Annotated in this window: 20 protein-coding genes; 15 read left to right on the top strand and 5 right to left on the bottom strand. The window is 34.8% G+C overall.

Annotated elements, in window-relative coordinates; genetic code table 11:
• The first annotated feature begins 5 nt into the window (after nt 1-5).
• The 13 genes from rplO (at nt 6) to ICJ84_RS02775 (ending at nt 10,654) form a co-directional block, all read left to right on the top strand.
• Nucleotides 6-458, top strand: a complete 453-nt coding sequence (gene rplO, locus ICJ84_RS02715; protein ID WP_188214819.1) for a 50S ribosomal protein L15 — start codon at nt 6-8, stop codon at nt 456-458.
• A 15-nt stretch (nt 459-473) separates the two neighbouring features.
• Entirely contained in the window at nt 474-1,817 is a 1,344-nt protein-coding gene (secY, locus tag ICJ84_RS02720) for a preprotein translocase subunit SecY (RefSeq protein ID WP_188214820.1), read from the top strand.
• 10 nt (nt 1,818-1,827) lie between these two features.
• The gene (gene infA, locus ICJ84_RS02725) at nt 1,828-2,043 is read left to right on the top strand and encodes a translation initiation factor IF-1 (protein ID WP_028289261.1); all 216 of its coding nucleotides are present in this window, start codon (nt 1,828-1,830) and stop codon (nt 2,041-2,043) included.
• A 10-nt stretch (nt 2,044-2,053) separates the two neighbouring features.
• The gene (gene ykgO, locus ICJ84_RS02730) at nt 2,054-2,170 is read left to right on the top strand and encodes a type B 50S ribosomal protein L36 (RefSeq protein ID WP_013305171.1); all 117 of its coding nucleotides are present in this window, start codon (nt 2,054-2,056) and stop codon (nt 2,168-2,170) included.
• 107 nt (nt 2,171-2,277) lie between these two features.
• Nucleotides 2,278-2,652: a 30S ribosomal protein S13 gene (gene rpsM / locus ICJ84_RS02735; protein WP_188214821.1), complete on the top strand. Its 375-nt coding sequence runs from the start codon at nt 2,278-2,280 to the stop codon at nt 2,650-2,652.
• Nucleotides 2,653-2,751: 99 nt separating this feature from the next.
• Entirely contained in the window at nt 2,752-3,144 is a 393-nt protein-coding gene (gene rpsK, locus ICJ84_RS02740) for a 30S ribosomal protein S11 (protein WP_188214822.1), read from the top strand.
• Nucleotides 3,145-3,317: 173 nt separating this feature from the next.
• Complete coding sequence (rpsD, locus tag ICJ84_RS02745; RefSeq protein WP_188214823.1) at nt 3,318-3,923, top strand: 30S ribosomal protein S4; 606 nt, start codon at nt 3,318-3,320, stop codon at nt 3,921-3,923.
• A gap of 108 nt (nt 3,924-4,031) precedes the next feature.
• Nucleotides 4,032-5,024: a DNA-directed RNA polymerase subunit alpha gene (locus tag ICJ84_RS02750; RefSeq protein ID WP_188214824.1), complete on the top strand. Its 993-nt coding sequence runs from the start codon at nt 4,032-4,034 to the stop codon at nt 5,022-5,024.
• A gap of 62 nt (nt 5,025-5,086) precedes the next feature.
• Entirely contained in the window at nt 5,087-5,560 is a 474-nt protein-coding gene (gene rplQ / locus ICJ84_RS02755; protein ID WP_188214825.1) for a 50S ribosomal protein L17, read from the top strand.
• 90 nt (nt 5,561-5,650) lie between these two features.
• Nucleotides 5,651-6,757 (top strand): glutamine-hydrolyzing carbamoyl-phosphate synthase small subunit, encoded by a 1,107-nt coding sequence (gene carA / locus ICJ84_RS02760; RefSeq protein WP_188214826.1) that lies wholly within the window; start codon nt 5,651-5,653, stop codon nt 6,755-6,757.
• Nucleotides 6,758-6,909: 152 nt separating this feature from the next.
• The gene (gene eno, locus ICJ84_RS02765) at nt 6,910-8,199 is read left to right on the top strand and encodes a phosphopyruvate hydratase (protein WP_188214827.1); all 1,290 of its coding nucleotides are present in this window, start codon (nt 6,910-6,912) and stop codon (nt 8,197-8,199) included.
• A gap of 179 nt (nt 8,200-8,378) precedes the next feature.
• Entirely contained in the window at nt 8,379-9,665 is a 1,287-nt protein-coding gene (locus tag ICJ84_RS02770; RefSeq protein ID WP_188214828.1) for a citrate synthase, read from the top strand.
• A 74-nt stretch (nt 9,666-9,739) separates the two neighbouring features.
• The gene (locus ICJ84_RS02775) at nt 9,740-10,654 is read left to right on the top strand and encodes a dimethylarginine dimethylaminohydrolase family protein (RefSeq protein WP_188214829.1); all 915 of its coding nucleotides are present in this window, start codon (nt 9,740-9,742) and stop codon (nt 10,652-10,654) included.
• Here the strand turns inward: ICJ84_RS02775 and ICJ84_RS02780 are convergent.
• A complete protein-coding gene (locus ICJ84_RS02780; RefSeq protein WP_188214830.1) occupies nt 10,644-11,546 on the bottom strand; it encodes a cation diffusion facilitator family transporter in 903 nt (300 codons plus the stop codon). The two genes, ICJ84_RS02775 and ICJ84_RS02780, sit on opposite strands and share 11 nt — an antisense overlap.
• A gap of 151 nt (nt 11,547-11,697) precedes the next feature.
• Here ICJ84_RS02780 and ctlX point away from each other — a divergent pair, with 151 nt between their 5' ends.
• Entirely contained in the window at nt 11,698-12,633 is a 936-nt protein-coding gene (ctlX, locus tag ICJ84_RS02785; RefSeq protein WP_188214831.1) for a citrulline utilization hydrolase CtlX, read from the top strand.
• A 5-nt stretch (nt 12,634-12,638) separates the two neighbouring features.
• Here ctlX and ICJ84_RS02790 read toward each other — a convergent pair whose 3' ends face one another.
• A complete protein-coding gene (locus tag ICJ84_RS02790; RefSeq protein ID WP_188214832.1) occupies nt 12,639-14,708 on the bottom strand; it encodes a tetratricopeptide repeat-containing sensor histidine kinase in 2,070 nt (689 codons plus the stop codon).
• A gap of 480 nt (nt 14,709-15,188) precedes the next feature.
• Between ICJ84_RS02790 and argS the strand changes: the two genes are divergently transcribed.
• Nucleotides 15,189-16,973, top strand: coding sequence for an arginine--tRNA ligase (argS, locus tag ICJ84_RS02795; protein ID WP_188214833.1), 1,785 nt, complete (start codon nt 15,189-15,191; stop codon nt 16,971-16,973).
• Between the two features lie 56 nt (nt 16,974-17,029).
• Here the strand turns inward: argS and ICJ84_RS02800 are convergent, their stop codons facing one another.
• Genes ICJ84_RS02800 through ICJ84_RS02810 form a run of 3 tightly spaced genes read right to left on the bottom strand, consistent with a single transcriptional unit; the run spans nt 17,030 to nt 18,756 of the window.
• Nucleotides 17,030-17,299 carry an acyl-CoA-binding protein gene (locus ICJ84_RS02800; protein WP_188214834.1) on the bottom strand — a complete coding sequence of 90 codons (270 nt, stop codon included), beginning with the start codon at nt 17,297-17,299 and terminating at the stop codon, nt 17,030-17,032.
• Complete coding sequence (locus ICJ84_RS02805; RefSeq protein WP_188214835.1) at nt 17,292-17,948, bottom strand: phosphatidylserine decarboxylase family protein; 657 nt, start codon at nt 17,946-17,948, stop codon at nt 17,292-17,294. Before ICJ84_RS02805 ends, ICJ84_RS02800 begins: the two co-directional genes overlap by 8 nt.
• The gene (locus ICJ84_RS02810) at nt 17,938-18,756 is read right to left on the bottom strand and encodes a phosphatidate cytidylyltransferase (RefSeq protein WP_188214836.1); all 819 of its coding nucleotides are present in this window, start codon (nt 18,754-18,756) and stop codon (nt 17,938-17,940) included. The genes ICJ84_RS02805 and ICJ84_RS02810 overlap by 11 nt, the downstream gene beginning before the upstream one ends.

Here is an 18,756-nt window from a genome sequence, read left to right on the forward strand (position 1 = left end):
TGAAAATGGATTTAAGTAATTTAAAACCTGCAGAAGGTTCAGTAAAAAACCAAGGGAAAAGAGTAGGTCGCGGACAAGGTTCTGGTAAAGGTGGTACTGCTACACGTGGTCACAAAGGAGCTAAGTCACGTTCTGGATACTCTAAGAAAGTAGGATTTGAAGGAGGGCAAATGCCAATTCAAAGACGTGTTCCTAAGTTTGGTTTTACTAATATTAACCGCGTAGAATATCAAGGTATTAACTTAGATACTTTACAACAGTTAGTAGATGATAACAAAGTTACAGACACAGTAGATTTTGAAACTTTATTCACTAACCGTTTAGCTGGAAAAAATGATCTAGTTAAAATTTTAGGTAGAGGAGAGTTAAAAGCGAAATTAAAAGTATCTGCACATAAATTTACTGCTTCAGCAAAGGCTGCTATCGAAGCTGCAGGAGGTGAAGTTGTAACATTATAAGACCTTATTACAAGTATGAAGTTTATAGAATCGTTAAAGAATGTTTGGAAAATAGAAGAACTAAGAAACAGAATTACAGTTACACTTGGTTTGTTATTAGTTTATCGTTTTGGTGCTCAAGTTGTACTTCCGGGTATTGATGCCGCTCAATTGGAAGGATTGAGTGACAGTACAGACGGAGGTTTATTAGGCTTACTTAATGCCTTTACAGGAGGTGCATTTGCAAATGCTTCAGTATTTGCTTTGGGTATCATGCCATACATTTCTGCTTCTATTGTGGTTCAGTTAATGGGAATTGCTATTCCTTATTTACAGAAATTACAAAAAGAAGGCGCAAGTGGTCAAAAGAAAATTAATCAAATTACACGTTGGTTAACTATTGCTATATGTTTATTACAGGCTCCAGGTTATCTGGCAAGTTTACCGGCATTAGGGATTCCTACAAGTGCATTTTTATTAGGTACAGGACCATTATTCTATTTCTCATCAGTTTCTATCTTAGTAACCGGGTGTATCTTTGCGATGTGGTTAGGAGAAAAAATTACAGATAAAGGTATAGGCAATGGTATTTCATTATTAATTATGGTGGGTATCATTGCTCGTCTACCAGCATCGTTTCTTCAAAACGCAGCGACTAGATTAGAAGGAAATAACGTGATGTTAATTCTTTTCGAACTAGTTATTTGGTTCGCAATTATCTTAGGTGCTATCATGCTTGTTATGGCTGTTAGAAAAATAGCTGTAGAATATGCAAGAAGAACAGCAAGCGGTGGCTACGAAAAAAGCGCTGTAGGGTCTAGACAGTATATTCCATTAAAGCTTAACGCTTCTGGAGTAATGCCTATCATATTTGCACAAGCAATCATGTTTGTTCCTAGTTTAATTGGTGGATCTTCTTTCTTGAAAGAAACTGCTACAGGAATATGGTTACAAACAAACTTTGCAGATATATTTGGATTGTGGTACAACGTTGTGTTTGCTTTATTAATCATAGTATTCACATACTTTTATACGGCAATTACAGTACCTACAAACAAAATGGCTGACGATTTAAAACGCAGTGGAGGTTTTATTCCAGGTATTCGTCCTGGTTCAGAAACCTCAGAATATCTAGATAAGATTATGTCTCAAATTACCTTACCAGGTTCATTATTCTTAGCACTTATAGCTATATTTCCAGCTTTCATTGTTAAGTTAATGGGTGTACAGCAAGGTTGGGCATTATTCTTTGGTGGTACCTCGCTAATCATTTTAGTTGGTGTTGCTATAGATACTATGCAACAGGTAAACTCTTACTTGTTAAATAGACATTATGATGGCTTGATGAAAACAGGTAAAAATAGAAAAGCAGTAGCTTAAATATTATACTATGGCAAAACAGGCAGCAATAGAACAAGACGGAACAATTATTGAAGCATTATCAAATGCCATGTTCCGTGTTGAATTAGAAAATGGTCACATTGTGACAGCACATATCTCTGGTAAAATGCGTATGCACTACATTAAACTTTTACCGGGAGATAAAGTAAAATTAGAAATGAGTCCTTACGATTTATCTAAGGCTCGCATAACTTATAGATACTAATACGAATACGATGAAAGTTAGAGCATCCGTTAAAAAAAGAAGTGCAGATTGTAAAATCGTGCGTAGAAAAGGTAGACTTTACGTGATAAACAAAAAGAATCCTAGATTTAAACAAAGACAAGGTTAAATTGTACATGAGTTATTAGGGCTTAGAAGTTAGATGAGAATCTGTTTGAAATAGAAATGTTTAGGATTCTAACAACTAAAAACTAGCAACTAGAAACTAAAAACAATATGGCAAGAATTGCAGGTGTAGACATACCAAAAAACAAAAGAGGAGTTATCTCTTTAACTTATATCTACGGAATAGGTAGAAGTAGAGCAAAAGAAATATTAGCTCAAGCTAATGTTGACGAAAGTATTAAAGTTCAAGATTGGAACGACGACCAAATCGCTGGTATTCGTGAAGCTGTTGGATCTTTTACTATCGAAGGTGAATTACGTTCTGAGATTCAATTAAACATTAAACGTTTAATGGATATCGGTTGTAATAGAGGAATTCGTCACAGAGCTGGACTTCCATTAAGAGGTCAACGTACTAAGAATAACTCTAGAACAAGAAAAGGTAGAAGAAAAACTGTTGCTAACAAGAAAAAAGCAACTAAATAATTAAAGTCAAGTTAGTATTTAGCTGTTAGATGAATCTGTTTGAAATGTAAAAGTCTAGGATTCTATCACTAACAACTAACAACTAGAAACTAAAATAATATGGCAAAATCAAATACAAAGACTACTAAAAAGCGTAAAGTTATAGTAGATTCTGTTGGTGAAGCACACGTTACGGCTTCTTTCAACAACATTATCATCTCATTAACAAACAAAAAAGGTGACGTAATTTCTTGGTCATCTGCAGGTAAAATGGGATTCCGTGGTTCTAAGAAAAACACGCCGTATGCAGCTCAATTAGCTGCTGAGGACGCTGCTGCTGTAGCATCTGAGGCTGGTTTAAAGAAAGTAAAAGTATATGTTAAAGGTCCAGGAAACGGTAGAGAATCTGCTATCCGTTCTATCCATAATGCAGGTATCGAAGTGACAGAAATCATCGATGTTACTCCACTACCACACAATGGATGTAGACCTCCAAAACGTAGAAGAGTATAATTAATACTCAAAATATTTTATAAAGAAATTAATATCAGCTTCATATACAGCTGGTATTAATTTTTTTTATATATTTGCAAACCGAAAAAAATCAAGTATTAACGAGAGGTTAACGATTATCGGAGGATAAGATTTAGACCTTAATCCATAATCACTCTCAAAATTAATTAGAAATGGCAAGATATACTGGTCCAAAAACTAAAATCGCTCGTAAATTTGGTGAAGCGATCTTCGGAGACGATAAGTCTTTTGAAAAAAGAAATTACCCTCCAGGGCAACACGGAAACGCTAGAAAGCGTGGAAAAAAATCTGAGTACGCAATTCAGTTAGGTGAAAAGCAAAAAGCGAAGTACACTTACGGAATCTTAGAAAGACAATTTAGAGGTTTATTTAAGAAAGCAAGAGCTGCTCAAGGTATTACTGGTGAGGTTTTATTACAACTTTGTGAGTCTAGATTAGATAACGTTGTTTACCGTATGGGTATTGCTCCATCTAGAAGTGGTGCAAGACAATTAGTTTCTCACAGACACATTACTGTAAATGGGGAGTTAGTAAACATTCCTTCTTACCAATTAAAAGCTGGAGATGTTGTAGCTGTTAGAGAGAAATCTAAATCTTTAGAAGTTATCGAGAAATCTTTAGCTAACTCAAGTACAGTTTACGAGTGGATTACTTGGAACGATGATACTAAACAAGGAACTTACGTTTCTGTTCCTGCTAGAATTCAAATTCCAGAGAACATCAACGAGCAATTCATCGTCGAGTTATACTCTAAATAATAAAAATAAATTAATAACCACATTGGTATTGGGCCAAAGGGTTTATTCGTACTTCTTCAAACTTATAAACCGCGCAACCTAATAACAATTAAAACGAAGAACAAAAACATGGCAGTATTTAATTTTCAGAAGCCCGACAAAGTAATCATGATTGATTCAACAGATTTTGAAGGGAAATTCGAATTTCGTCCTTTAGAACCTGGTTACGGTTTAACAGTTGGTAACGCATTAAGAAGAGTACTTCTTTCTTCATTAGAAGGTTTTGCAATTACTTCTGTAAGAATCGAAGGTGTAGATCATGAGTTTTCAACGATTGCTGGTGTAGTAGAAGATGTTACAGAAATCATCTTAAACTTAAAGCAAGTTCGTTTTAAAAGACAAATTGAAGATATCGACAACGAGTCTGTATCAATTTCAATTTCTGGTCAAGAACAAATCACTGCTGGAGATTTCCAAAAGTTTATCTCAGGATTCCAAGTATTAAATACAGAGTTAGTAATCTGTAACTTAGATCCAAAAGTAAACTACAACATGGAAATCACAATTGAAAAAGGTAGAGGATATGTACCTGCAGAAGAAAACAAAAAAGCTGCTGCACCAATAGGAACAATTTTTACTGATTCAATTTACACACCGATTAAAAACGTTAAATATAGTATTGAGAACTACCGTGTTGAGCAAAAAACTGACTACGAAAAGTTAGTGTTCGAAATCATTACAGACGGTTCTATCACACCTCAAGATGCATTAACAGAGGCTGCTAAAACGTTAATTCACCACTTCATGTTATTCTCTGATGAGCGTATTACATTAGAAGCTGATGAAATTGCACAAACTGAAACATATGATGAAGAATCATTACATATGAGACAGTTGCTTAAAACTAAGTTAATCGATATGGATTTATCGGTACGTGCACTTAACTGTTTAAAAGCAGCAGAAGTTGATACATTAGGTGACTTAGTATCATTTAACAAAAACGATTTAATGAAATTCAGAAACTTCGGTAAGAAGTCTTTAACAGAGCTTGAAGAGCTTGTTAATGTTAAAGGTTTAAACTTCGGAATGGATTTAAGCAAATACAAATTAGATAAAGATTAATTACTTCATATTTTGCTCCTCAATAGTGGGTTGAAGCAAGATGGAGTTTAAAACCAAAAGTCATGAGACACGGAAAAAAAGTAAATCACTTAGGTAGACAAACTGCACATAGAAAATCTATGTTAGCTAATATGGCTTGTTCATTAATCGAGCACAAGCGTATTAACACTACTGTTGCTAAAGCTAAAGCTTTAAAACAATTTGTTGAGCCTTTAATTACTAAGTCTAAAGAAGATACAACACACAACAGACGTGTTGTTATGTCTAGATTAAGACAAAAAGACGCAGTAACAGAATTGTTCAGAGATGTTGCAGCTAAGATTGCAGATCGTCCAGGAGGTTACACAAGAATTATTAAACTAGGTAATCGTTTAGGTGATAACGCTGATATGGCTATGATTGAACTTGTAGATTACAACGAGCTTTATACTGCTGGTAAGCCAGAAAAGAAAACAACTCGTAGAAGTAGAAGAGGTGGTTCTAAACCAGCTGCTGCTCCTGCTGTAGAAACTCAAGCTTCAAACGAAGAAGAATAAATGATTAGACGCATTTTAAATATTAAAGGATAAACTATTTTAGTTTATCCTTTTTTTTGCGCAATTTTGCAAAACTTTTTTAGCGAATACATGAAATATCAAAAAAGACAAAAAGCCATCATTCTTTTAGCAGATGGTACCATTTTTTATGGTAAGGCAGTAGGGAATAAGCAAGGAACAGCATTTGGTGAAGTTTGCTTTAACACAGGTATGACTGGGTACCAAGAGATTTTCACAGATCCTTCTTATTTCGGACAAATTATGGTGACTACCAATGCGCACATTGGTAACTACGGAACAAATGCAGAGGAAATAGAATCAGATTCAGTTAAAATTGCTGGACTTGTAGTTAAAAACTTTAGCTACGAATTTTCTAGAGATGCTGCAGATAGTTCTTTAGAGGAGTTTTTAGATAAAAATAATTTACTAGCTATATCAGATGTTGACACGAGAGCTTTGGTTAGCTACATTAGAGATAATGGCGCTATGAATGCTGTGATTTCTACTGAGGTTGACAATATCGAAGGTTTAAAACAACAATTAGCTGAAGTGCCAAACATGGAAGGTTTAGAGTTGGCTTCTAAAGTGTCTACAAAAGAGCCTTACTATTTTGGTAATGAAAATGCAACTTATAAAATTGCAGCTTTAGATATCGGAATTAAAAAGAACATCTTACGTAATTTAGCTAAACGTGATTGCTACATTAAGGTATTCCCATATAATTCTAAATTTGAGGAGTTAGAAGCATTCAATCCAGACGGGTATTTCTTGTCTAACGGACCTGGAGATCCAGAACCATTAGTAGAAGCTCAGGAAGTTGCTAAAGAAATCATCAAAAGAAATTTACCTTTATTTGGTATCTGTTTAGGTCACCAGGTTATTGCACTAGCAAATGGGGTGTCTACATATAAAATGCATAACGGTCACAGAGGGATTAACCATCCTGTTAAGAATATGGTAACAGGTAAAGGTGAAGTAACGTCTCAAAACCACGGTTTCGCCGTGGATAGAGAAGAAACTGAGGCGCATCCAGATATTGAAATTACACACGTTCATTTAAATGATAATACTGTAGCTGGTATTGCTATGAAGAGTAAAAATGTATTCTCTGTACAATACCATCCTGAAGCGAGTCCGGGGCCACATGATTCCTCGTACCTTTTCGATCAGTTCATAAAAAATATTAAAAATAAATAGTATGAAATCCTCAAAAAACATTAAGTTTTTTTGAGGATTTTTTTTACTCAAACGTTTTAGGGAATATTTTAAATATTTCTTAAAAAACATCTTAAAAGAAATAAGATTTAAACGTAAATTTGAATAAATAAAAGATTAAAAAATAACCAATTATGAGTGTAATAATTAATATTCACGCAAGACAAATTCTTGATTCTCGAGGGAATCCTACTGTTGAAGTAGATGTAGTTACTGAAAATGATGTTTTAGGAAGAGCTGCTGTACCGTCAGGAGCCTCAACAGGAGAGCACGAAGCTGTCGAGTTACGCGATGGAGGTAAGGCATATATGGGTAAAGGTGTTCTAAAAGCAGTAGAGAACGTAAACTCTATTATTGCTCCTGAATTATTAGGAGTTTCAGTTTTCGAACAAAACCTTATCGATCAAATTATGATTGATTTAGATGGTACTAAAAATAAATCTAAGTTAGGTGCTAATGCTATTTTAGGAGTGTCTTTAGCAGTTGCTAAAGCTGCTGCCGGAGAATTAGGTTTGCCATTATACCGTTACGTAGGTGGTGTTTCAGCAAACACGTTGCCAGTTCCAATGATGAATATTATTAATGGAGGTTCTCACAGTGATGCACCTATCGCATTCCAAGAGTTCATGATTATGCCTGTTAAAGCGAAAAACTTTACACACGCTATGCAAATGGGAACTGAAATTTTCCATAACCTTAAGAAAGTATTACACGATAGAAATTTAAGTACGGCTGTAGGTGATGAAGGTGGTTTTGCTCCAACTTTAGACGGAACAGAAGATGCAATCGAAACGATTGCTAAAGCTGTTGAAAATGCAGGATACAAGTTTGGAGAAGAAATTAAAATTGCCTTAGATTGTGCTTCAGCTGAATTTTACGAAAATGGTGTTTATAACTACGCTAAATTCGAAGGAGATACAGGTGTAGTAAGAACAAGTAAAGAGCAAGCTGAATATTTAGCAGAATTAGTTTCTAAATACCCAATCATTTCTATTGAAGATGGTATGGATGAAAACGACTGGGAAGGATGGAGTTATTTAACCGAGCTTGTTGGCGATAAAGTACAGTTAGTAGGAGACGATTTATTTGTAACTAACGTAGAGCGTTTATCAAGAGGTATCGAAAACGGAATTGCTAACTCAATCTTAATTAAAGTAAACCAAATAGGTTCTTTAACAGAAACGATTGCAGCGGTAAACATGGCTAAAAATGCTGGATATACTTCTGTAATGTCTCACCGTTCAGGAGAAACTGAAGATAATACGATTGCCGATTTAGCTGTGGCTTTAAACTGTGGGCAAATCAAAACAGGGTCAGCTTCTCGAAGCGATCGTATGGCTAAATACAACCAATTACTTAGAATTGAAGAAGAATTAGGTGATGTAGCTTATTTTCCTCAAGAAAATGCTTTCAAAGTGAAGTAAAACGGTCACGTAATTTTTATTAAAAGGCGATTATTGTTTAATAATCGCCTTTTTTTATACTTAGATTCTAAACAATATGTTAATTGATGAAATCTTTGGTTTGATCTCCTTCATAAGTATATAGATATTTATTAAATTAGCAATCCAATAAAATTAAGTTAAACAATCATTACATACATATGGCTAATACTGCTACCATTGAAATCAACGGTGAGAAACATGAATTTCCATTAATAGAAGGAACAGAGAAAGAAGTTGCAATAGATATTACAAATTTAAGAACAGCGACAAAGGGAGTAATAACTATAGATCCGGGATATAAAAATACTGGATCTTGCGAAAGTGGGGTTACTTTTCTAGACGGGGAGCAAGGAATTTTAAGGTACAGAGGTTATAGCATTGAAGAGTTAGCAGAAAAAGCCGATTTCCTAGAGGTCGCTTATTTGTTAATTTTTGGAGAACTTCCTACAAAAGAGCAAAACGATAAATTCCACGAAGACATTAAAGCGGAAGCTGTTGTAGACGAGGATGTAAAGAAAATTGTGGAATCGTTTCCTAAATCGGCACACCCAATGGGGGTTATTGCATCTTTAACAAGTGCTTTAACTGCGTTTAACCCATCTTCTGTAAATGTAGATTCAGAAGAAGATATGTACAGAGCTATCGTTAAAATATTAGGGAAATTCCCGGTGTTAGTAGCTTGGACATTACGTAAAAAACAAGGTTTACCATTAGATTACGGTGATGATTCTTTAGGTTATGTTGAAAACATCTTGAAGATGATGTTCAAAAAGCCAAACAAGGAGTATACTCAAAATAAAGTATTAGTAAATGCTTTAGATAAATTATTAATCTTACATGCTGATCATGAGCAAAACTGTTCAACATCTACGGTAAGAATTGTAGGGTCTTCGCATGCTGGTTTATTCGCATCTTTGTCTGCTGGTATTTCTGCGTTATGGGGGCCACTTCACGGTGGTGCTAACCAGGCGGTTTTAGAAATGCTTGAAGCTATTAAAAATGACGGTGGAGATACTAAAAAATACATGGCTAAAGCTAAAGATAAAAACGATCCGTTCCGTTTAATGGGATTCGGACACCGTGTTTATAAAAACTTTGATCCTAGAGCAAGAATTATTAAGAAAGCAGCAGACGAGGTATTAGGAGATTTAGGGGTTCAAGATCCTATTTTAGATATCGCCAAAGGTTTAGAAAAAGAAGCTTTAGAAGATGCGTATTTCGTTGATAGAAAATTATATCCAAACGTAGATTTCTATTCTGGAATTATTTACAGAGCTATGGGAATCCCAACTGATATGTTTACTGTAATGTTTGCTTTAGGACGCTTACCAGGTTGGATTGCGCAATGGAGAGAAATGCGTTTACGTAAAGAACCAATTGGTAGACCAAGACAAATTTATATTGGAGCAACCGAAAGAAAATTTGTTCCGGTTGACGAAAGATAATATTTGACATATTAGTGTGGAAAAAGAAAGGCTTTATAAGATTTACTTATAAAGCCTTTTTTTATATTTACAGCATGCTAAAACTAAATATACAAAACGAAATTTCTAAGCTAAAAGCTGTAGTATTAGGAACAGCTGAAAGCAACGGACCTACGCCAAAGGTTGAGGAGTGCTACGACCCTAAAAGTATAGAGCATGTACTTGCTGGAACCTATCCAAAAGAAGAAGATATGATTCTGGAAATGGAAGCTTTGGCTAAGGTTTTTGAAAAGTATGATGTACAGGTTTTTCGGCCTGATGTTATTAAGGATTGTAATCAAATATTTTCTAGAGATATTGCTTTTGTTATTGAAGATAAATTGATTCGAGCTAATATTTTGCCTAATCGAGAAAAGGAGGTTCGAGCTATAGATTATATCTGGAATCAGGTGGAAGAAGAAAACCGAATCATTCTACCTGAAGAATGTCATGTTGAAGGTGGTGATGTTATGCTATGGGATGATTATATTTTCGTTGGAACTTATTCTGGAGACAATTATCCAGATTTGATAACAGCACGCACCAACATGGATGCGGTGATAGCTTTACAGGAGTTGTTTCCTGAGAAAACCGTTAAACCTTTCGAATTAAGGAAATCCAATACTAATGCCAAAGAAAACGCATTGCATTTAGATTGTTGTTTTCAGCCGTTAGGAAAAGGGAAAGCGATACTTCATAAAAACGGATTTTTAATTGAGCGCGAGTATCAATGGTTGGTGGACTTTTTTGGTGTCGAAAATATATTTGAAATTACAAAAGATGAAATGTATAATATGTACAGTAACGTCTTTTCTATTTCAGAAGACGTGGTAATCTCAGAGAAGAGTTTTACTCGATTAAACGATTGGTTACGTAGTGAAGGTTTTACTGTTGAAGAAGTACCGTATTCAGAAATTGCAAAACAGGAAGGCTTATTACGTTGTTCTACAATGCCTTTAATTAGGGAATAATATGTTTGCAGTCATCCAAACTGCAATCGTTTGGCTCGATGTGTATAGAGATGTTTCCTAAATTAGTGATTTCGCTATGCAGATAGTCTTTGAGTTCATGCGATAAATCATGGCCTTCTTTTACCGTTATATAGCTATTCACCATGGCGTGTAAATCCACGTGATAACGCATCCCCGATTTTCTGATATAACACTTTTCCGTACCTAAAATACCCGGAACTTCAAGCGATTTTTCTCTGATATCAAGAATTAAATCGTCGTAAAGATGTTCATCCATAATCTCACCCAAAGCAGGTCTGAAAATTAAATAACTGTTATAAAGAATGAAACCTGAGGCAAGAAGAGCTGCCCAGTCATCTGCAGTTTCGTAACCTTCCCCAAAAATAAGTGCAATTGAAATTCCTACAAAGGCCATAACTGAAGTGATGGCGTCACTTCGATGATGCCAGGCATCAGCTTTCAAAGAGGAACTGTGAGTTTCTTTGCTCTTTCTCATAACGATTTGAAATGAAACTTCTTTCCATATAATAATAGCGCCCAAAACAATTAATGTCCAGGGTTTTGGTGTTTTGTGAGGTGTTTGAATGTGCTCAATACTTTCGTAGCCAATAATAGTTGCTGAAGTGACTAAAAAAGCTACGACAATAAAAGTGATGAGTGGTTCTATTTTTCCATGCCCATAGGGATGGTTATCATCGGCAGGTTTCTTTGCATATTTAAGGCCGAGTAAAACCAAAGCTGAAGAGAAAATATCAGTAGTCGATTCAATAGCATCGGCGATTAAAGCATACGAATTACCAAAAACTCCAGCAAGTCCCTTTAATAAGGCCAAACAGGTATTCCCTATAATGCTGAAATAAGTGGTTTTTATGGCGGTTTGTTCGTTGCTCATCAGACTGTACTAGGCTTGGCTTAAATGAAATATTTAGAATAACGAAGGTAATTTTTTTATAGCTAAAATCATGAACCTTCTTTGTTAAATCCCCAAACAGATGTGTTTTTATCCTGTAAATAATTATACTTTTGTATTGAAATTTATTGATATGCAACAGACAACCAATACTATTTTAATGATTCGTCCAATTAATTTCAGGATGAATGAGCAAACCGCTGTGAATAATTATTATCAAAAGGTAATTGAAAATCTATTACCGCAAACGGTAAATGCCAAAGCACAGATGGAGTTCGACGCTTATGTTGAGAAATTACGAGGTATTGGTCTAAATGTTATTGTTGTAAATGATACCGAAGAGTTTGATACACCAGACTCTATTTTTCCAAATAACTGGGTGTCCTTTCATGAAAACGGAACGATAGCCTTGTATCCCATGTTTGCGGAAAACAGACGCTTAGAACGTCGAGAAGAAGTTTTAGAGGCTGTTGAAGCGGCAGGTTTTGTAATTAACGATGTAGTGGATTATACAGAGGCTGAAGACGAAGGAGTGTTTTTAGAAGGGACCGGAAGTTTGCTGTTGGATCGCGTGAACAGAAAAGCTTATTGTGCTTTATCACCGCGAGCAGATGAAGATTTGTTTATTGAGTTTTGTGAAGATTTCGAATATTTCCCGGTAATCTTTACTGCAAATCAAACAGTAGATGGTAAAAGAAAAGCCATTTATCATACCAATGTGATGATGTGTCTTGGTGAAACTTTCGCTGTGGTATGTTTAAATTGTATCGATGATAAAAAGGAACGCAAAAATCTTTTAACACATCTAAAATCTGATGGTAAGGAGGTGATTGATATTACCGAAGAACAAGTGAATAATTTCGCGGGCAATATGCTTCAGGTGAAAGGAGCCAATGATGAACTTTATTTAATCATGAGTGAAGCGGCCTATGCATCTTTGACAGAACAACAAATTAGGCGACTTGAAAAACATACGAAAATTTTATCTAGCTCACTTGATACCATTGAAGCTTGTGGAGGAGGAAGTGCCCGTTGTATGATGGCTGAAGTTTTTCTACCGAAGGCCTAAAATTTTTAAGCCGGTTTAGATTTTGGTAATTGCACATAGAATGTCGTTCCTACATTTAGAGTGCTTTCAACCCAAATTTTACCGTCATTTAACTCTACTAATTCCTTACAAATAGAAAGCCCTAGTCCGGTACCTTTTTCATTATTGGTTCCTAAAGTTGTGAACGAACTGTTTTTAAACAGTTTATCCATGTTCTCTTTAGAAATACCAATACCGGTATCGGCAACACTAATAATACAACTGCCATTGCTAATATGATTAGAAATGGTAATGGTATCTCCATTTTTACAGAATTTTATCGCGTTGGCAAGTAAATTTTGAATCACGATTTCAATCATGCTTCTGTCGGCATAAGCAAAATCACGTAATGAATGATCAACCAATTCAATGCCTTTGCTTTCCATGCGTTGTTCGATTAATTTAATTTTAGATTCAAATACTTCCTGAATATCAAATAGTGATGGCTTCGGATCCAATGATTGCATTTGCGACTTAGACCAATTTAGCAAATTGAATAAAAGTAAAGAGGCGTTATTGGCATTTTCGCTTAACTCTGGTATTAAGTTGTCAAATTCTTCGCGGGTTAAGCTACCTTCTTTTAGTAAATCGATAAACCCATTAATAGAGGATAATGAGTCTTTTAAATCATGTGAAATAATTGAGAATAGTTTATCTTTTACATTATTAACACTTTCAAGATGTTGCGTTTGTTCGGCAAAAGCTTCATTTTGCAATTGAATTTTAATGTTTTTTTCTTCCAGTTCCTGAGTGTATTTTATGTTGCTGTTACGCTTCACATAAATAAGAATCAGGAAAGTAGATACAATGGCAAGTGCCGCTAACAAACCGTAAAGAACAACTTTAAATTTATTAAGGCTTGGCTGGGTTTCAGAAGTTGTATTTTTTAAGTTATCAACAGATTCCAGAACGGGTGTTGAAATGTCTTTGTCGAAATCTGGATTGAATTCTAAATCGGATACTTTTAGAGGTTTAATAGTATTTGATGCCGTTTGATTGAGTGTATTTTTTAAATCATAATATTCACGTTGCCAAACGTAGGCTCTGTCAAATCTACGTTTGGTAGAATCCAGATCTTTCATGAGTTTGTAGTAGGTTAATAACTCATCGTTGTTATCAATACTTTTTGCAAGTGTTCCGGCTTCGTAAAGTTGCTGTTCAGCCAGATTTAAACGGTTTAAACGCAAATTAAGGTCTCCTAAACCATTTAAAGCCAGTAGTAAACCGGCTTTATTGTTAGAATCTCTATTTAAAGTTAAACCTTCAATGAGGTATTGAGAAGCTTTGTCGAAGTCGTTGAATTTCAAATATTCCCGACCGAGTTTGGGGTAAACCCTGCCACGTAAGGAATCATTGTCAGTACCGGCCCGGTTGAGGACGGTTTCATAGAACTCTATGGATTTTCGGTATTCTTTATTACTCGAATATAATTCGGCTAATTGCAGATTGGTTTTTAAAATACCTGCTTTGTCGATTAGCTGTTCTAAAACATCAAGCGCTTTAATATTAAATTTTATGGCATAATCGGTCGCACCTATGTTATAGTAAGCATCTGCTAAATTGGTATAGGCGAGCGATAAGTCCTTTTGCAGGTTTAAACGTTCTAGTTCTTTAATAGCTGCCAGACAGTATTGTAAGCCTTCAGAATAATTCCCTCGTTTAATTTCTAAAAGTCCTATGCTGTTATTCACTTTTGCTACTCCTGTGGTATCATTTAAATTCTGATAAATTGATTTTGCTTTCTTATAACCATTAACCGCATTAATATAATCACCTTTTTGGGCGTAAATTAGGGATTTGTAATAGGTGCTTGTCGCGATACCTTTTTCGTAATTTAAATTGTTGGATAGCTTTTCACTTTCAATAATGTACTTTATGGCCTTGTCGTAGTTTTTATTATTGTAAAGTAATTCAATAATTTTAAGTGAGGTTTCAACTTTTAAAGAATCCTGAGTTTCAAAAGCCAATTGTATGGAAAGACTATCTAACTCCTGGGTTTGCGAAAAACCAAGTAGTGTAGATATAGTAAGTACAATTAAAGTAATTATTCTCCTCATACAATATTCAAGTTACAAAAATGAATAAAGCAGTAACAAAAGTCATCTTTATTGAGGGAATTAAAGATTGCTTTATTAAGCTGTAATGTTAATATGTTTGTTTTTGTTTAGAGTCTAAATAGGACTTGGATTAATAGCTTTACATAACAAAATTAGGAAAAGCTATGTTATAATCTAATTTCTCTGTTTTAATACCAATATTTTAGATAAACCGACATCATGCTATTTTGGAAAATATCGACGAATAGATGAACGGTAAAAATCATGGAAAAACGACATGTTTGTCGATGAAATGCACCTGTGTTTATTGGGTCTCCCACTATTTTTTAATAATTATCTGTAAACGAGTATTTTGCGGGTTTTGTTGTTTTGATGACTCAAATTTTTGTTCAGTAATTACGCTATCTAATTTTTAAAGCCGATTTATGTCAAAATCCTTTCAGAAAGTTTTATCTTTGCTGACCTAAAAAATGACCATAAATGAGCCTTCAACAGACTTTACAAAATCAAGTAAAACAAGCGGTTTTAGCATCGTTTGATGTATCGATTGATAGTGTAGAATTTCAAGCTACTAGAAAAGAATTTTCCGGAGATATTACGGTGGTAATCTTCCCAATGTTACGCTATGTAAAAGGGAATCCTGTGCAAATAGGAGAAACCATTGGAAACTATTTGGTAGAACATGTAGACGAAGTGAAAGCCTTTAATGTGGTAAAAGGTTTTTTAAACATTGAAATTAGCGATCGTTATTATATGAATTTTTTCAATGCTATTAAAAATGCTGTAGATTTCGGTTTTGTTACTCCAAATCCGGAAGAGAAAGCCATTATGGTCGAGTATTCTTCACCGAATACCAATAAACCATTGCACTTAGGGCACATTAGAAATAACTTGCTAGGGTATAGTGTATCTGAAATTTTAAAAGCTTCCGGAAAGAAAGTTTATAAAACACAAATCATCAACGACCGCGGAATTCATATTTGTAAAAGTATGTTGGCCTGGGAGAAATTCGGTAACGGAGAAACACCTGAAAGTACTGGATTGAAAGGTGATAAGTTGGTAGGTAATTACTATGTGAAATTCGATCAGGAATATAAAAAGGAAATAGAAACTTTAGTTGCTGCTGGAAAAACAGAAGAGGAAGCTAAAAAGGAGACGCTGTTATTATTGGAAGCGCAGGATATGCTTCGTAAGTGGGAAGCTGGAGATGAGAAAACAGTTGCACTTTGGAAAACCATGAACGGATGGGTTTATGACGGATTTGCCGAAACCTATACCAACATGGGGGTAGATTTTGATACCTTATATTATGAAAGTAATACCTATTTATTAGGAAAAGAATTCGTGGCTGAGGGATTAAAATCTGGTGTGTTCTTTAAAGAAGATGATGGATCTGTATGGTGCGATTTAACCGAAGAAGGATTAGATAAGAAAATCGTACAGCGTGCCGACGGAACCGCTGTTTATATGACGCAGGATATTGGTACGGCGATTCAGCGTATTAAAGATTTTCCTGATGTTGGTGGTATGGTTTATACTGTTGGTAATGAACAGGATTATCACTTCCAGGTATTGTTCATTATCCTTAAGAAATTAGGTTTCGACTGGGCTAAAAATCTGTATCATTTAAGTTATGGTATGGTAGATTTACCTAGCGGAAAAATGAAGAGTAGAGAAGGAACAGTTGTGGATGCCGACGATTTAATAGAAGAAATGGCAGCAACGGCGGAAGAGATTTCAGAAGAGTTAGGGAAACTGGATGGCTATACTGAAGAGGAGAAGAAAGCGTTGTATAAAACCATTGGTTTAGGGGCTTTAAAATATTACATCTTGAAAGTAGATCCTAAGAAACGTATTTTATTCGATCCTAAAGAGTCTATCGATTTTCAAGGAAATACTGGACCTTTCATTCAGTATACTTATGCCAGAATTCAGGCGATTTTAAGAAAAGCCGATTTTGATTATACTAAAGATATAACGACTACAGAAATAGCATTACACGATAAGGAGAAGGAATTACTAAAGCAATTAGAGTTATTCCCTGAAGTGATTCAAAATGCAGCAAGTCAACATAGTCCAGCGTTAATTGCAAACTACACCTATGATTTAGTAAAAGAGTTTAACTCGTTTTATCAAAACGTATCGATTTTAGGTGCTGACAACGAAGATGAAAAAATATTCAGAGTACAGCTTTCTAAGCAAGTTGCTAGTACGATTAAAAATGCATTTAGTGTATTAGGAATTCAAGTTCCGGAACGTATGTAGTATATGCAAAAGGATATAAAAAAAGTGCTTAATTGCTTAAGCACTTTTTTTATGTTTTACTTTCCGTAAAGGAAATAATGATTGGCCAAATCTATATATTTTCGCTTAGCTTCATCTTCACTTAGGTTTTTTACCTGAAACAACGCATTGGTTTTAAAGGCGTTTATTATGGCTTTTTTACCTTTAGGTTTACTGTAGTTATTAGTCGCTTTTTTGTAATACGCATAAAGATTTAAAAGCACGTCGGCCGGAAAGGGATCAGTATATGCATTTACACGATCTACAGCTTCTTGAAACTCTATATCTAAATCTTTTGTACTACTCATTGGATTCTGCAATAATACTTTCTCCACCTTTTACTTTTTGATTTAATTTTACTTTAATTTTAGTGTCCAGAGGTAAAAATAAATCTACTCTCGATCCGAATTTAATAAAGCCTGAATCGTCACCTTGTATCGCAGCATCGTCGACTTTAGCATAATTAACAATACGCTTAGCCAATGCTCCGGCAATTTGCCTGTAAAGTACCTGACCATAGGTTTTGTTCTCCACTACAACGGTTGTGCGTTCATTCTCCTCACTAGCTTTAGGATGCCATGCTACCAAGTATTTTCCGGGATGATATTTGCTGAAAATAACTTTACCGCCAATAGGATAACGTGTTACGTGCACATTTATTGGCGACATAAAAACACTTACTTGAAGACGTTTTTCATTAAAGAATTCTTTTTCAAACACTTCTTCTATAACCACAACTTTACCATCTACAGGCGAAAGTACCTGTTTGTCGTTGGGTTTTGTGTGTCTTTTAGGGTTTCTGAAAAACTGTAAAATAAGTATTAAAAACACCAAAAGAATAAGCTTAAGCGCTAATCTCAACCAATCTATGGTTACAAAATTATCCACTAATAGCGTACTGGAAATTACCAGTATAAACGTAACAATAATGATTTTATAGCCCTCTTTATGAAACATACTGTAACAATCTTAAAAATAAATATATAAAAGGCGCAGTGAATATAATGCTATCTAATCGGTCTAATAATCCTCCGTGTCCAGGCATAATAACTCCGCTGTCCTTAACGTTAGCTTGTCTTTTAAATTTAGACTCTACTAAGTCGCCTAAAGTGCCAAAAACACTAATAATAATGCTTAACACTAACCAGCTTGTAAAGTTTAAAGTTTCCGCAAAGGTACTAATAAAATAACTTGCTATGCACGAAAAAAAGAGTCCCCCCATAAAACCTTCCACAGTTTTTTTAGGTGATATTTTTTCAAAAAGTTTTTGCTTTCCAAAATTCTTTCCAACTAGATAAGCAAAAGAATCGTTAACCCACACTAAAAGAAAGGATCCCAATAAAATATTTGGATTATACGTCTCATGATAATCGGCAATGAGTATTAAAAACACAAACGCACTGGAGAGGTAAAACGTTGTTAATAAAAAACGTTTTGAGCTGAATAAGGGGATGGTTTTTTCTGAAAACAAGTCTTTAATCAAGAACAAGTTAACAAAAATACTCAGCACCATAAGTATTTGTGTTGCTTCATCAAGACCTTTAGCATTAATGATTAAATGCCAGTACCCAAAAACGGTGTACAGTATCAAAAATATGATATAAGGGATGTAGCTTTTAAGTTGAATAAGTTTTTTAAATTCACCAAGGCATACTAAACCAAAAATGAAGAATAAGCCAATAAGTAAGTGCTCGTATTGCAAGCAGACAAGCAAAAGCAGGACGTAAAGCACGCCGGAAAGGGATCGAATTAGAATTTCTTTCAT

The organism is Aestuariibaculum suncheonense, assembly GCF_014596935.1.
Classification (GTDB): Bacteria; Bacteroidota; Bacteroidia; order Flavobacteriales; family Flavobacteriaceae; genus Aestuariibaculum; species Aestuariibaculum suncheonense.

What these genes read in the sequence shown, in the direction of transcription:
- argS (WP_188214833.1), top strand. Translation starts at nt 15,189, where the DNA reads ATGAGCCTTCAACAGACTTTACAAAATCAAGTAAAACAAGCGGTTTTA.
- ICJ84_RS02800 (WP_188214834.1), bottom strand. Translation starts at nt 17,299, where the DNA reads ATGAGTAGTACAAAAGATTTAGATATAGAGTTTCAAGAAGCTGTAGAT.
- ICJ84_RS02780 (WP_188214830.1), bottom strand. Translation starts at nt 11,546, where the DNA reads ATGAGCAACGAACAAACCGCCATAAAAACCACTTATTTCAGCATTATA.
- secY (WP_188214820.1), top strand. Translation starts at nt 474, where the DNA reads ATGAAGTTTATAGAATCGTTAAAGAATGTTTGGAAAATAGAAGAACTA.
- rpsM (WP_188214821.1), top strand. Translation starts at nt 2,278, where the DNA reads ATGGCAAGAATTGCAGGTGTAGACATACCAAAAAACAAAAGAGGAGTT.
- ICJ84_RS02775 (WP_188214829.1), top strand. Translation starts at nt 9,740, where the DNA reads ATGCTAAAACTAAATATACAAAACGAAATTTCTAAGCTAAAAGCTGTA.
- carA (WP_188214826.1), top strand. Translation starts at nt 5,651, where the DNA reads ATGAAATATCAAAAAAGACAAAAAGCCATCATTCTTTTAGCAGATGGT.
- ICJ84_RS02750 (WP_188214824.1), top strand. Translation starts at nt 4,032, where the DNA reads ATGGCAGTATTTAATTTTCAGAAGCCCGACAAAGTAATCATGATTGAT.
- infA (WP_028289261.1), top strand. Translation starts at nt 1,828, where the DNA reads ATGGCAAAACAGGCAGCAATAGAACAAGACGGAACAATTATTGAAGCA.
- ykgO (WP_013305171.1), top strand. Translation starts at nt 2,054, where the DNA reads ATGAAAGTTAGAGCATCCGTTAAAAAAAGAAGTGCAGATTGTAAAATC.
- ICJ84_RS02810 (WP_188214836.1), bottom strand. Translation starts at nt 18,756, where the DNA reads ATGAAAGAAATTCTAATTCGATCCCTTTCCGGCGTGCTTTACGTCCTG.
- rplO (WP_188214819.1), top strand. Translation starts at nt 6, where the DNA reads ATGGATTTAAGTAATTTAAAACCTGCAGAAGGTTCAGTAAAAAACCAA.
- rplQ (WP_188214825.1), top strand. Translation starts at nt 5,087, where the DNA reads ATGAGACACGGAAAAAAAGTAAATCACTTAGGTAGACAAACTGCACAT.
- ICJ84_RS02790 (WP_188214832.1), bottom strand. Translation starts at nt 14,708, where the DNA reads ATGAGGAGAATAATTACTTTAATTGTACTTACTATATCTACACTACTT.
- rpsK (WP_188214822.1), top strand. Translation starts at nt 2,752, where the DNA reads ATGGCAAAATCAAATACAAAGACTACTAAAAAGCGTAAAGTTATAGTA.
- rpsD (WP_188214823.1), top strand. Translation starts at nt 3,318, where the DNA reads ATGGCAAGATATACTGGTCCAAAAACTAAAATCGCTCGTAAATTTGGT.
- eno (WP_188214827.1), top strand. Translation starts at nt 6,910, where the DNA reads ATGAGTGTAATAATTAATATTCACGCAAGACAAATTCTTGATTCTCGA.
- ICJ84_RS02770 (WP_188214828.1), top strand. Translation starts at nt 8,379, where the DNA reads ATGGCTAATACTGCTACCATTGAAATCAACGGTGAGAAACATGAATTT.
- ctlX (WP_188214831.1), top strand. Translation starts at nt 11,698, where the DNA reads ATGCAACAGACAACCAATACTATTTTAATGATTCGTCCAATTAATTTC.
- ICJ84_RS02805 (WP_188214835.1), bottom strand. Translation starts at nt 17,948, where the DNA reads ATGTTTCATAAAGAGGGCTATAAAATCATTATTGTTACGTTTATACTG.